At 69.6% G+C, this 12781-nt stretch carries 14 protein-coding genes; 12 read left to right on the forward strand and 2 right to left on the reverse strand.

The genetic code is table 11. The features are described 5' to 3' along the window. Positions 1–175 precede the first annotated feature (175 nt). Positions 176–349 carry a hypothetical protein gene (locus ACWDEW_RS43870; RefSeq protein ID WP_019072956.1) on the reverse strand — a complete coding sequence of 58 codons (174 nt, stop codon included), beginning with the start codon at positions 347–349 and terminating at the stop codon, positions 176–178. A gap of 415 nt (positions 350–764) precedes the next feature. Between ACWDEW_RS43870 and ACWDEW_RS43875 the strand changes: the two genes are divergently transcribed. The 4 genes from ACWDEW_RS43875 (at position 765) to ACWDEW_RS43890 (ending at position 4280) form a co-directional block, all read left to right on the forward strand. Next, complete coding sequence (locus ACWDEW_RS43875) at positions 765–1418, forward strand: response regulator transcription factor (protein WP_010983842.1); 654 nt, start codon at positions 765–767, stop codon at positions 1416–1418. A 6-nt stretch (positions 1419–1424) separates the two neighbouring features. After that, positions 1425–2657, forward strand: a complete 1233-nt coding sequence (locus tag ACWDEW_RS43880; protein ID WP_450521206.1) for a sensor histidine kinase — start codon at positions 1425–1427, stop codon at positions 2655–2657. Positions 2658–3052: 395 nt separating this feature from the next. Next, the gene (locus ACWDEW_RS43885; RefSeq protein ID WP_005481602.1) at positions 3053–3349 is read left to right on the forward strand and encodes a DUF4193 domain-containing protein; all 297 of its coding nucleotides are present in this window, start codon (positions 3053–3055) and stop codon (positions 3347–3349) included. Positions 3350–3362: 13 nt separating this feature from the next. Continuing rightward, positions 3363–4280: a hypothetical protein gene (locus tag ACWDEW_RS43890; protein ID WP_450521208.1), complete on the forward strand. Its 918-nt coding sequence runs from the start codon at positions 3363–3365 to the stop codon at positions 4278–4280. A gap of 10 nt (positions 4281–4290) precedes the next feature. Here ACWDEW_RS43890 and ACWDEW_RS43895 read toward each other — a convergent pair whose 3' ends face one another. Further along, entirely contained in the window at positions 4291–4755 is a 465-nt protein-coding gene (locus ACWDEW_RS43895) for a DUF3093 domain-containing protein (RefSeq protein WP_399121467.1), read from the reverse strand. A gap of 58 nt (positions 4756–4813) precedes the next feature. Between ACWDEW_RS43895 and ACWDEW_RS43900 the strand changes: the two genes are divergently transcribed. From ACWDEW_RS43900 to ACWDEW_RS43935, 8 genes are all read left to right on the forward strand, one after another. Continuing rightward, positions 4814–5398 carry a PaaI family thioesterase gene (locus ACWDEW_RS43900; RefSeq protein WP_450521210.1) on the forward strand — a complete coding sequence of 195 codons (585 nt, stop codon included), beginning with the start codon at positions 4814–4816 and terminating at the stop codon, positions 5396–5398. Next, complete coding sequence (gene dut / locus ACWDEW_RS43905; RefSeq protein WP_019072962.1) at positions 5395–5916, forward strand: dUTP diphosphatase; 522 nt, start codon at positions 5395–5397, stop codon at positions 5914–5916. Before ACWDEW_RS43900 ends, dut begins: the two co-directional genes overlap by 4 nt. A 1-nt stretch (position 5917) precedes the next feature. Next, positions 5918–6670 (forward strand): DUF3710 domain-containing protein, encoded by a 753-nt coding sequence (locus ACWDEW_RS43910; protein ID WP_019072963.1) that lies wholly within the window; start codon positions 5918–5920, stop codon positions 6668–6670. Between the two features lie 281 nt (positions 6671–6951). Continuing rightward, positions 6952–8157, forward strand: a complete 1206-nt coding sequence (locus ACWDEW_RS43915; protein ID WP_450521213.1) for an alginate lyase family protein — start codon at positions 6952–6954, stop codon at positions 8155–8157. A gap of 152 nt (positions 8158–8309) precedes the next feature. Beyond that, entirely contained in the window at positions 8310–10886 is a 2577-nt protein-coding gene (locus ACWDEW_RS43920; protein WP_450521214.1) for an ATP-binding protein, read from the forward strand. Then, on the forward strand, positions 10883–11566 hold the full coding sequence (locus ACWDEW_RS43925) for a response regulator (RefSeq protein WP_019061071.1): 684 nt from the start codon (positions 10883–10885) through the stop codon (positions 11564–11566). Before ACWDEW_RS43920 ends, ACWDEW_RS43925 begins: the two co-directional genes overlap by 4 nt. A 45-nt stretch (positions 11567–11611) precedes the next feature. Next, a complete protein-coding gene (locus tag ACWDEW_RS43930) occupies positions 11612–12010 on the forward strand; it encodes an OB-fold nucleic acid binding domain-containing protein (RefSeq protein ID WP_019072967.1) in 399 nt (132 codons plus the stop codon). A 3-nt stretch (positions 12011–12013) separates the two neighbouring features. Next, entirely contained in the window at positions 12014–12769 is a 756-nt protein-coding gene (locus tag ACWDEW_RS43935; RefSeq protein ID WP_450521217.1) for a DUF3159 domain-containing protein, read from the forward strand. The last annotated feature ends 12 nt before the right edge of the window (positions 12770–12781 follow it).

Raw genomic sequence — 12781 nt, forward strand, 5'->3', positions numbered from 1 at the left:
CGCCTCCGCGCGGTGGGCCTCTCGACACCGGCGCGCCCCTGCGGCTCCCTCTCGGCCGGCGCGTGGGGACGGTGGGAGTTGGTGGGCCCTTGCCGTGGGTCGGGGTGGGCGGGGAATGCAGCAGAACCCCGGCGCTGGATTCGCCGGGGTTCTGCTTTTCTGCTGTTTGCGCTGATCAGACGCTCGTCGCGCTGACCTCCACACCGTGGTCGGCGGCGAGGCGGCGCAGGTCGTCCAACTCGGCCTGTTCCACCTCGACGAGGAAGTCGTCGCCCTCGTCGCGAGCCCGCGTCAGGTCGGTCTCGGTCGCCCTTATGCGCTGCAGAAGTCCTGCGGTGAATGCGTCCATGCTGCGCCCCCTCGTCCTGGGTCGTGGGTCGGGTGGCACGGGGGTGTGCCGTTCGGAAGGGGCGATCACGTCTGCGGATGCGGGTGCCCAGCGCTGCCCTGGCTGGGCGGCGACGGTGCCGGACACCCACGCCCGCTCTGCGGAAGCGTTGGACGTACCACAAGGTGGCTTGCCACATGCAGAGCGTGATCGCGGGGTGTAAAGCCGTCCTCCCCGCACTCCCTCCGGTGGAAACCTCAACCCATCGAGAAAATCCCGCATTCCCGGGCCGCATACCCGACCTTCATCTTGCGTCCGGCCGCCTTACAGCCGACTTATGGCCGAAAAGGGCAGGATGGAGGTCACACAGCCACGAAGACCCTGCCCGCGTGCGCCGAGACGCGCTACGCGGGTGGACAGAGGAAGGACAAGCGACGTGCGCGTACTCGTCGTCGAGGACGAGCAGCTGCTCGCCGATGCGGTGGCCACCGGACTGCGCCGGGAGGCCATGGCCGTCGACGTCGTGTACGACGGTGCGGCCGCCCTGGAGCGCATCGGCGTCAACGACTACGACGTGGTCGTCCTCGACCGCGACCTCCCGCTCGTGCACGGCGACGACGTCTGCCGCAAGATCGTGGAGCTCGGCATGCCCACCCGCGTGCTGATGCTCACGGCGTCCGGCGACGTCAGTGACCGCGTGGAGGGCCTGGAGATCGGCGCCGACGACTATCTGCCCAAGCCCTTCGCGTTCAGCGAGCTGACGGCACGCGTGCGTGCCCTCGGCCGCCGTACGAGCGTGCCGCTGCCGCCCGTCCTGGAGCGCGCGGGCATCAAGCTCGACCCGAACCGGCGCGAAGTGTTCCGCGACGGCAAGGAAGTCCAGCTCGCCCCGAAGGAGTTCGCCGTCCTGGAGGTGCTGCTGCGCAGCGAGGGCGCCGTCGTCTCCGCGGAGCAGCTCCTGGAGAAGGCGTGGGACGAGAACACGGACCCGTTCACCAACGTGGTGCGAGTGACGGTCATGACGCTGCGCCGCAAGCTCGGCGAGCCCCCGGTCATCGTCACCGTCCCCGGCTCCGGCTACCGGATCTGATCCACCGTGGCGACGACCCCCGCGCCTCCCCAGGCGCCCCCGAAGCCCACGTGGGACCCCAGAAGGCCCGAACCGCCGTTCCCCTGGCTGCGTCCCACCATCCGCATAAGGCTCACGCTGCTGTACGGCGGCATGTTCCTGATCGCCGGGATACTGCTGCTGTCGATCATCTACCTGCTCGCGGCGCACGCGCTGAACGTGGGCAGTGAGCTGCCCTTCAAGGTGATCTCCGGCTCGGTCAGCAGCAGCACCTGCAACTTCCCGTCCGAGCCGCTGGCCAGCGAGCTGAACAACGCGATGAACCAGTGCGTCAACGAACAGCGTCAGCACGCCCTGGACGACCTGCTCAGCCGCTCCCTGCTGACCCTGCTCGGCCTCGCGATCATCGCCTTCGCCTTCGGGTACGCGATGGCGGGCCGGGTGCTGTCCCCGCTGGGTCGGATCACCCGGACCGCCCGCGCGGTGGCCGGCTCGGACCTGTCCCGCCGGATCGAGCTGGACGGCCCCGACGACGAGCTCAAGGAACTCGCGGACACCTTCGACGAGATGCTGGACCGGCTGCAGCGGGCCTTCACCGCACAGCAGCGTTTCGTGGGGAACGCCTCGCACGAGCTGCGCACCCCACTGGCGATCAACCGCACGCTCCTGGAAGTGCATCTGTCCGATCCCGGCGCCCCGGTCGAGCTCCAGCAGCTCGGCAAGACGCTGCTGGCCACCAACGAGCGCAGCGAGCAGCTCGTGGAGGGACTGCTGCTGCTGGCCCGCAGCGACAACCAGATCGTCGAGCGCAAGCCCGTGGACCTCGCCGAGGTCGCCGAGCAGGCCGTCGACCAGGTGCACGCGGAGGCGAGCGCGAAGAACGTGGTCATCCGCGGCGAGCGCAAACCCGCCGTCGTCCAGGGCAACGGCGTCCTCCTGGAGCGGATCGCCCTGAACCTGGTGCAGAACGCGGTGCGGTACAACGTGCCCGAGGACGGGTGGGTCGAGGTCACCACCGAGGTTCAGCACGGCCACGCGGTGCTGGTCGTGTCCAACACGGGTCCGGTGGTCCCGGCGTACGAGATCGACAACCTCTTCGAGCCCTTCAGACGGCTCCGTACGGAGCGAACGGGCAGCGACAAGGGTGTGGGCCTCGGCCTGTCGATCGCGCGGTCCGTGGCGCGCGCACACGGTGGCCATATCTCGGCCCAGCCCCGCGAGGGGGGTGGGCTCGTGATGCGAGTCACCCTGCCCATCTGAGATCATGTCGCCGACACACGAGGATGTTCGCTTTGCGCGGAATTTTCGGACCGCATCTTCGGCACTCTTGTGTGTGATCGATCACAAGCACGATTTTCGGGGCATCTACTCTCCGTGATCATGCACCCTGTCGGAAAGCCGGGAAAATCCGGGTTTTCAGGGGTCTTGATCACGGGAAGTACACGGTGAGGTGCCTTTGAAGAGCGGCATTGGGACCGTGTACGGTCCCCTTCGCCATCCAAGCCGATCACTCTTGAGGGGTCCGGTTGGGTGTCGATTGAGTAACAGACCTTGATGTGAGGCAAAATCTCCGCCTCAGGTCGGGCACAAGTCCGGCCTCTCACGCGTTACGTGCGCTGGAGACACCGCAGACACCCAGAGGGGGAGAGCGCGACATGGCAACGGATTACGACACCCCACGCAAGACCGACGACGACGTCGACTCGGACAGCCTTGAAGAGCTCAAGGCGCGTAGGAACGACAAGTCGACTTCCGCAGTGGACGTCGACGAATTCGAGGCGGCCGAGGGCCTCGAACTGCCCGGAGCGGACCTCTCGAACGAAGAGCTGGCCGTCCGGGTGCTGCCCAAGCAGCAGGACGAGTTCACTTGCATGAGCTGCTTCCTGGTGCACCACCGCAGCCAGCTGGCCCGCGAGAAGAACGGCCAGCCGATCTGCCGCGACTGCGACTGAGGAGGGGTCGGCCGTGACTGGCTCGACCCCACCCTGGAAGCGCCGCTCCCTCCAGCAGGGAGCGGACGAAGGGCCGACCGACGGCCCTCATGGCGCGCGTGACGACGAGCGGGGCTCATCCGATCTGGGATCAGCCTCGCTCGAACCGGCGGCCGACCGGGTTGACCTCCCGGTGCCGTTGGACGTTCCCGCAGCCGCCCCCGTCGCCAAACGACGGGTGGCGGTCATCCGGGACAAGGCCAGGGAAGGCGTCCGCAAGGGCGGCAGCCGGGCCAGGGCGGGCCTGGCGTACCTCGCCGACCGAATAATCGACATCGCCCCGCGGATCCCCGTACGGGACCTCGAAGCCCTTCGGCGCCAGTTCCCGGGCCTCGGGCCCGAGCAGCTCGCCGACAAGCTGGTGGCGGGCGCTGCGAACGCGACGTCGACCGTCGGCGCGGGCATCGGTGCCGCGGCGATGCTGCCCGTCCCGCCCGCGATGCCCACCGAACTGGCCGCCGAGATCACCGGCGTCGCCGCGATCGAGCTGAAGCTGATCGCCGAGCTGTACGAGGTCTACGGCGTCCGCCCGCCCGGCGACCTGAGGCAGCGCAGCACCGCGTATCTGAACTCCTGGTCCGGGGAGCGCGGTATCGACGTGACCAAGCCGTCGACCATGAGCGCCGCGCTGAACGGCCACATGAAGCGCGAACTGCGCCAGCAGATCATGAAACGTATGGTCCGCGACCTGCCGAACCTGATGCCTTTCATGGTCGGCGCCGCCGTCGGAGCGGTCATGAACCGCCGGGACACCAAGAAGCTCGCCGAGCGCATCCGCAAGGACCTGCGCAAGGCCCAGGTGCCCTGGGACGCGCTGCCCGAACTCCCGCCCCTGGAGGCCCCGCCCGACCCGTTGAGGATGGGCGAGATCGCCAAGGAACTCGGTCCCTAGGGGGCAGGTGCTAGACGGCCGCCGCCTGTGCGGCCCTCAGCGCCTCCGCCAGCCGCTCCGGCTCGCGCGTCGACAGGTACAGGTACGGCGTCGGGTCGGCCGGATCGGTGACCTCCACGCGCAGTGCCGTGGGGATGTAGGAGCGCAGCAGCAGGAAGGCGCGGGTGTCGGCCTTGTACGTGCGCCAGGCACGTGCCTCCTCCGGGTCCAGGATCTCCGCCTCGCCCAGGGCCGTCACCGGGATCTTCGCCTCGCCGGCGATCAGCGAGTCGCCCACGATCCGGATCCGGAGCGAGCCGTAGGAGCTGGCCGTGACCGCGGCGAACGCGGTGCCGCCGACCAGGCCGCCGAGCAGCGGCAGGGTGCCGAAGGGCAGCAGGATCAGGGCGAAGGAGACGCCGACCAGGAACGAGATGAACCACCACGAACGGGGGGCGGTGAGGCGCTCGTCGTAGGGGGAGGCGGAAAGCTGCATGGAGCCAAGCTTGGCACGGTGTCGGGAACTTACCGACGCGCGGGTAAGGTCTGCGCCTGTGGGTGGTACTTCTCCAGCTCTCAAGCCTCCGTCCGACGCCGTGAAACCGGTGCGGCACCCTGACGCGCCCGCGCCCGGTGAGTTGCTGGGTGCCCACTACGAACAGTGTTTCGGGTGCGGCGGCGACCAGCAGCACGGGCTGCATCTGGCGGCGCGGGCCGGCGAGGGCGTGACCATCACCGCCGAGTTCACCGTGCGGGCCGCCCACCAGGGCGCCCCGGGCCTCGCGCACGGCGGAGTGCTCGCCAGCGCGCTGGACGAGACCCTCGGCTCGCTGAACTGGCTGCTGCGGACGATCGCGGTGACCGGCCGCCTGGAGACCGACTTCGTGCGGCCGGTGCCCGTGGACACCGTGCTGTACCTGGAGGCCGAGGTGACGGCCGTGGCCGCCCGGAAGATCTACTCGACCGCCACCGGACGCATCGGCGCCCCCGACGGGCCGGTCGCCGTCCGCGCGGACGCGCTCTTCATCGAGGTGAAGGTCGACCACTTCATCGACAACGGCCGCCCGCAGGAGATCCGGGCCGCCATGGACGACCCGGACCAGGTCCGGCGTACCCGTGCCTTCGAGGTGAACCCGTGAGCAGTGGCCGTAGTCCCCTGGACGTACTGATCCGGCGCGTCGACCCCGACGTACCGCTTCCGTCGTACGAGCATCCCGGTGACGCGGGCGCGGATCTGCGGACCACCGAAGGCCGGGAACTGAAGCCGGGTGAACGGGCCGTACTGCCCACGGGGGTGTCTGTCGCGCTCCCGGAGGGGTACGCGGCCTTCGTACACCCCCGTTCGGGGCTCGCCGCCCGCTGCGGTGTTGCCCTGGTGAATGCCCCGGGGACGGTTGATGCCGGGTACCGTGGGGAGATCAAGGTGATCGTGGTGAATCTCGACCCGTACGAGTCGGTACGGTTCGAGCGCTTCGACCGGATCGCCCAGCTGGTCGTCCAGCAGGTCGAGAGGGTCCGCTTCCAGGAGGTCGCGGAACTTCCCGATTCGGCGCGGGCCGAGGGGGGCTTCGGGTCCACCGGCGGTCACGCCGCAGTGGGCGGCACCACGGGTGGGAATCGATACGCTTCGGTCGTATCCGACCGGGAAGGACAGTGACGTGTTCGGACGTCGCAAGAAGGGCACTGCCGCCGAGGACGCGGCGAGCGAGGCCGAGCAGGTCGTCGACGACGTCGACACTGAGGCGGACGCGGTGGAGCGCGTGAGGCTCGAACCGGAGCCCCGCCCCGACGGACCCTGGGACGACTCGGAGGTCGGCGACCCCGCGGAGGGCCGGGTGGACCTGGGCGGTCTGTTCGTGCCGGGAGTCGACGGCATGGAGTTGCGGGTCGAGGTCGCGGGTGACGCGATCGTCGCCGCCACCGTGGTCCTCAAGGACAGTGCCATCCAGTTGCAGGCCTTCGCCGCTCCCAAGCGCGAGGGCATCTGGGGTGAGGTCCGCGAGGAGATCGCCAGCGGCATCACCCAGCAGGGTGGCATCGTCGACGAGGTCGAGGGTCCGCTGGGCTGGGAGCTGCGCGCGCAGGTTCCGGTGCAGCTGCCGGACGGCACGGGCGGTTTCCAGGTGGTGCGGTTCGTCGGTGTGGACGGTTCGCGCTGGTTCCTGCGCGGGGTGATCTCCGGGCAGGGCGCGGTGCAGCCGCAGGCGGCCGGTCTGCTGGAGCAGATCTTCCGGGACACGGTCGTCGTGCGCGGCGAGGGCCCGATGGCGCCCCGCGACCCGATCGTCCTGAAGCTGCCGAACGACGCCCAGATGGTTCCCGAGGGCGTCCAGCAGGAGGAGGCGGGTTCCCGCTTCTCCGGTGGCATGGGCCAGTTGCAGCGCGGACCGGAGATCACCGAGGTCCGCTGAGCGCTCCGCTGGGACGGCCGGGTTGCGCCGTCCGTCGTCTGCGGCGCCGTCGTGGCTGGTCGCGCCTACGCGGCGGAGCCGCAAATCGGCACAGCCCCGCGCCCCTTCGGAGCGCGGTCGAACCATGGCCGACTTCGCCGGACCCGCCTGATGGGAACGAACAGAGGCGAAAGGGCCGTATCCCTCCCGGGGTGCGGCCCTTCGTCATGCGCGCACTCTTGACGGTGCATTGGTCCGTACCTATGGTCTCGGCTCAACGCCCGAGTTCATGAGGGTGCTCTGTGTTCACATACGAGAACGGAGTCACCGTGCGCCGCGCTGCCCTGCTCTCCGTCGTCACCGCACTCGTCCTGGGCTTCTTCGCCCAGCCCGGCGGCCCCACCGCCGAGGCGGCCCCCGCCACCTTCGTCCACCCCGGGGTCGACGTCTCCAGAAGCCAGCTGGACTTCGCCCGCACCGAGGTCCTCGCCGGCGCCCAGCCCTGGAAGGGCGCCTACGACCAGATGATGGCCAGCTCCTACGCCAGTCTGAGCCGGACCCCGAAGCCCAGAGCCGTCGTCGAGTGCGGCTCGTACTCCAACCCCAACTACGGCTGCACCGACGAACGCGAGGACGCGATGGCGGCCTACACCGACGCGCTCGCCTGGTACATCACCAAGGACGCGCGCTACGCCCAGAAGGCGATCGAGATCATGGACGCCTGGTCGGCCACGATCACCAGCCACACCAACAGCAACGCGCCCCTGCAGACCGGCTGGGCCGGAGCCTCCTGGCCCAAGGCCGCCGAGATCATCAAGTACACGTACACCGGGACCTGGACCAACTCGGCCCGCTTCACGACCATGCTCCGCAACGTCTACCTCCCCGAGATCATCAACGGCTCCAATTCCAACGGGAACTGGGAGCTGACGATGATGGACGCGGTGATCGGCATCTCCGTCTTCCTGGAGGACAGGACGTCGTACGACAAGGCGATGGCGCTCTTCCGGACGCGCACGGCCGCGTACATCTACCTGGCCTCGGACGGTTCCGTACCGAAGACCGTGCCGAGCCAGAACCTCAACACCACGGCGAAGATCGTCGCCTACTGGCAGGGCCAGTCGACCTTCGTCACCGGGCTCACCCAGGAGACGTGCCGCGACTTCACGCACACCGGGTACGGCCTCTCCTCGATCTCGCACGTCGCCGAGACCAGCCGGATTCAGGGCACCGACCTCTACGGCACCGACGTCGGCGAGCGGCTGCGGCAGGCGCTCGGCTTCCAGTCCAAGTACCAGCTGGGGGTGGCCGTCCCGAGCTGGCTGTGCGGCGGGTCGCTGACCCTCGGGCTCGGACCGGTCACCGAGGTCGGCTACAACGCGCTGCACAACCGCCTGGGCATCGCCATGACCAACACCCAGACGCTCACCCTCGACAACCGCCCGGCCGGCACCAACAACCTCTTCGTGGCCTGGGAGACCCTGACTCACGGCGACAACCCCAACTGAGCACCGCCGCGCCCCGATGCCCGTACCGTGCCGTACGGGCATCAGGGTTGTGTCAAAGACGTCCAGGACCAGGCTCGTCACCCCTTTTGTCGGACTTATTGGCCGTAAAGTCGACGCTGCGTGCACGGGTGTGACGGGAAGACAATGGGGCCATGGGACGCGGCAAGCTTCGGATCTACCTCGGTGCGGCACCGGGCGTCGGCAAGACGTACGCCATGCTGTCCGAGGCCCACCGCAGGGTGGAGCGGGGCACCGACTGCGTGGTCGCCTTCGTGGAGCACCACGGCCGGGCCCGCACCGAGGTGATGCTGCACGGTCTGGAGCAGGTCCCGCGCGCGGAGCTGGCCTACCGGGGCACCGTCTTCACCGAGATGGACGTCGACGCCGTACTGCGCCGGGCCCCCGCCGTCGCCCTGGTGGACGAACTCGCCCACACCAACATCCCGGGCTCCCGCAACACCAAGCGCTGGCAGGACATCGAGGAGCTGCTCGCGGCGGGCATCGATGTCATCTCGACCGTCAACATCCAGCACCTGGAGTCCCTCGGCGACGTCGTCGAGTCGATCACCGGAGTGCGCCAGCAGGAGACCGTGCCGGACGAGGTCGTCCGCCGGGCCGACCAGATCGAACTGGTCGACATGTCGCCACAGGCGCTGCGGCGACGGATGGCGCACGGCAACATCTACCAGCCCGACAAGGTCGACGCGGCCCTCTCCAACTACTTCCGCCCCGGCAACCTCACCGCCCTGCGGGAGCTGGCCCTGCTGTGGGTGGCCGACCGGGTCGACGAGTACCTCCAGGAGTACCGCAGCGAGCACCAGGTGTCGGCGATCTGGGGTTCGCGCGAGCGGATCGTCGTAGGACTGACCGGCGGGCCGGAAGGGCGGACGCTGATACGGCGGGCCGCGCGGCTCGCCGAGAAGGGGGCCGGCGGCGAAGTGCTGGCCGTCTACATCTCCCGCAGCGACGGCCTGACCTCCGCCTCCCCGAAGGAACTCGCGCAGCAGCGCACCCTGATCGAGGACCTGGGCGGCACCTTCCACCACGTAGTGGGCGACGACATCCCGGCCGCGCTGCTCGACTTCGCGCGCGGGGTCAACGCCACCCAGATCGTCCTCGGCTCCTCGCGCCGCAAGACCTGGCAGTACGTCTTCGGGCCCGGCGTCGGCACCACGGTCGCCCGCGAGTCCGGTCCCGACCTGGACGTCCACATCGTCACCCACGAAGAGGTCGCCAAGGGGCGCGGACTGCCGGTGGCCCGGGGCGCGCGGCTCGGCCGGGCCCGGATCGTCTCGGGGTGGGTGGTCGGCGTGGCCGGGCCGGTGGGCCTCGCGTTCCTGCTCAACGCGATCCATCTCGGGCTCGCCAACGACATGCTGCTGTTCCTGTCCCTGACCGTCGCGGCGGCGCTGCTCGGCGGACTGCTGCCGGCGCTGGTCTCGGCGGCCCTCGGGTCGTTCCTGCTGAACTACTACTACACGCCCCCGCTGCACCGGCTGACCATCGCCGACCCCAAGAACATCGTCGCCATCGCGATCTTCGTCGGGGTCGCCGTGTCCGTGGCCTCCGTCGTCGACCTCGCCGCGCGACGCACCGAGCAGGCCGCCAGACTGCGCGCCGAGTCGGAGATCCTCTCCTTCCTCGCGGGCAGCGTGCTGCGCGGCGAGACCAGCCTCGACTCGCTCCTGGAGCGGGTCCGGGAGACCTTCGGCATGGAGTCCGTGGCGCTGCTGGAACGCAAGAGCGACGTCGACCCCTGGACCTGCGCGGGCCGGGTCGGCGTCGGGGCGCCGCTGGAGCGGCCCGAGGACGGCGATGTGGACATGCCGGTCGGCGACCACATGGCCCTCGCGCTGACCGGCCGGGTGCTGCCCGCCTCCGACCGCCGGGTGCTGGCCGCCTTCGCCGCCCAGGCCGCCGTCGTACTGGACCGCAGACGCCTGCGCGAGGAGGCCGACCAGGCCCGTGCGCTCGCCGAGGGCAACCGCATCCGTACGGCCCTCCTGGCGGCCGTGAGCCACGATCTGCGGACCCCGCTGGCCGGCATCAAGGCGGCTGTCTCCTCCCTGCGCTCCGACGACGTGGCGTGGTCCGAGGAGGACCGGGCCGAGCTCCTGGAGGGCATCGAGGACGGCGCCGACCGGCTCGACCACCTCGTGGGCAACCTCCTCGACATGTCCCGCCTGCAGACCGGCACGGTGACCCCGATCGTCCGGGAGATCGACCTCGACGAGGTGGTGCCCATGGCGCTGGTCGGGGTCCCCGAGGGCAGCGCCGAACTCGACATCCCGGAGACGCTGCCCATGGTCGCCGTGGACCCGGGGCTGCTGGAGCGGGCGGTGGCCAACCTGGTCGAGAACGCCGTCAAGTACAGCCCGCCGGACCGACCGGTCCTGGTGTCCGCCAGCGCCATCGCCGACCGGGTGGAGGTCCGGGTGGTCGACCGGGGCCCCGGAGTCCCGGACGAGGCCAAGGACCGCATCTTCGAGCCCTTCCAGCGCTACGGCGACGCCCCGCGCGGTGCCGGAGTGGGGCTCGGCCTCGCCGTGGCGCGTGGCTTCACCGAGGCCATGAACGGCACCCTGAACGCCGAGGACACTCCCGGTGGCGGCCTCACCATGGTCCTCAGCCTCCGCGCGGCGAAGCCACTGGAGCTCGCGCCGGAGGACAGTGCTCTGGAAGACGTGCGTGACGCGAAAGACGTACAACCGGAAAGGCAGGTCTCATGACCAGGGTCCTCGTGGTCGAGGATGAGCCGCAGATCGTGCGGGCCCTCGTGATCAACCTCAAGGCGCGGAAGTACGAGGTCGACGCGGCGGCCGACGGCAAGACCGCGCTCGACCTCGCCGCCTCCCGCCACCCCGACGTGGTCGTCCTCGACCTGGGGCTGCCCGACATGGACGGCGTCGAGGTGATCAGGGGGCTGCGCGGCTGGACCCGGGTGCCGATCCTGGTGCTGTCCGCCCGGCACTCCTCGGACGAGAAGGTGGAGGCGCTGGACGCGGGCGCCGACGACTACGTCACCAAGCCCTTCGGCATGGACGAGCTGCTGGCGCGGCTGCGGGCCGCCGTGCGCCGGGCCGAGCCCACCGGGGGCGGCGAGGACGACGTCCTGGTCGAGACCGAGGAGTTCACCGTCGACCTGGCCGCCAAGAAGGTCCAGCGCGACGGGCGGGACGTACGGCTGACGCCCACGGAGTGGCATCTGCTGGAGGTGCTGGTGCGCAACACCGGGCGGCTGGTCAGCCAGAAGCAGCTGTTGCAGGAGGTGTGGGGGCCGTCCTACGGGACCGAGACGAACTACCTCCGCGTCTACATGGCACAGCTGCGGCGCAAGCTGGAGACGGACCCCGCGCACCCGAAGCACTTCATCACGGAGCCCGGGATGGGCTACCGGTTCGAGCGCTGACGACGCGGGTACGTCGCTGTCGGTGGACCCCGGTACGCTTCAGATATGAGCGCTGTCTCCCGTTCCGAAAAGCCGGCCGGCCGGTTCCGGCGCATGCTCGACCGGCTGTCCTCCTCGCAGGAGGACCTGGAGTCCGAGGAGCTGCGTGAGGACTCCGAGACCGAGGGCTGTGTCCGGATCGGCGACTGCCACGACCGACAGATCGTGACGGTTACTGGTACCTTGCGCACGGTCACGCTGCGCCCCCGGGCAGGAGTCCCGGCCCTGGAGGCCGAGCTGTTCGACGGCTCCGCCGCCCTGGACGTGGTGTGGCTCGGCAGGCGTTCCATCGTGGGCATAGAGCCGGGACGCAAGCTGATCGCGTCCGGCCGGATCTCCATGAGCAGAGGCCGCCGGGTGCTCTTCAACCCGAAATACGAACTGAGACCCCTCGGACGGGAGTAGCCGGTGACGTCGCTCGACAAGCCGACCACAGAGACCGTGGACGCCGAAGACAGCGAGCAGGATGTCCGGGCGGTGACCGAGGCGGCCCTCTTCGAGGCGTTCGGCGGACTGCGCGGCATGATCGAAACGGTCCTGCCCGGCCTCCTCTTCGTCACCATCTTCACGATCAACAAGGACCTGCACTGGTCGGCGATCGCCGCCCTCGCCGTGTCCCTGGTCCTGGTCGTGGTCCGCCTGGTGAAGCGTGACACCGTCAAGCACGCCTTCAGCGGTGTCTTCGGCGTCGCCTTCGGTGTCGTCTTCGCGATGATGACCGGCAACGCCAAGAACTTCTACCTCCCCGGCATGCTCTACACGCTGGGCCTGGCGCTGGCGTACATCATCACGACCCTCGCGGGCGTCCCCCTGATCGGCCTGATCCTCGGCCCGGTCTTCAAGGAGAACCTCTCCTGGCGCACCCGCAACCCCGGCCGCAAGAAGGCCTATGCCAAGGCCAGTTGGGCCTGGGGCCTGATCCTGCTCGCCAAGTGCGCGATCCTCTTCCCGCTCTACTGGTGGGCCAACACCGCCCAACTCGGCTGGGTCCTGGTCGCGTTGAAGATCCCGCCCTTCCTCCTCGCCGTCTGGCTCACCTGGGTCTTCCTCGCGAAGGCGCCCGCGCCGATCGACGTGTTCGCGGAGATGGAAGCGGAGGAACAGGCGGAGAAGGAACGCAAGGCGGCGGCCGCGGCGGAGGGGCGTCACCGGCGAGACGTGTGACCGGCGTCGGTG

Source organism: Streptomyces sp. NPDC001100, assembly GCF_053598575.1.

Coding starts and splice junctions, on each gene's coding strand:
- ACWDEW_RS43870 (WP_019072956.1), bottom strand. CDS start 349: ATGGACGCATTCACCGCAGGACTTCTGCAGCGCATAAGGGCGACCGAG.
- ACWDEW_RS43885 (WP_005481602.1), top strand. CDS start 3,053: ATGGCAACGGATTACGACACCCCACGCAAGACCGACGACGACGTCGAC.
- ACWDEW_RS43895 (WP_399121467.1), bottom strand. CDS start 4,755: ATGCAGCTTTCCGCCTCCCCCTACGACGAGCGCCTCACCGCCCCCCGT.
- ACWDEW_RS43920 (WP_450521214.1), top strand. CDS start 8,310: ATGGGACGCGGCAAGCTTCGGATCTACCTCGGTGCGGCACCGGGCGTC.
- ACWDEW_RS43925 (WP_019061071.1), top strand. CDS start 10,883: ATGACCAGGGTCCTCGTGGTCGAGGATGAGCCGCAGATCGTGCGGGCC.
- ACWDEW_RS43930 (WP_019072967.1), top strand. CDS start 11,612: ATGAGCGCTGTCTCCCGTTCCGAAAAGCCGGCCGGCCGGTTCCGGCGC.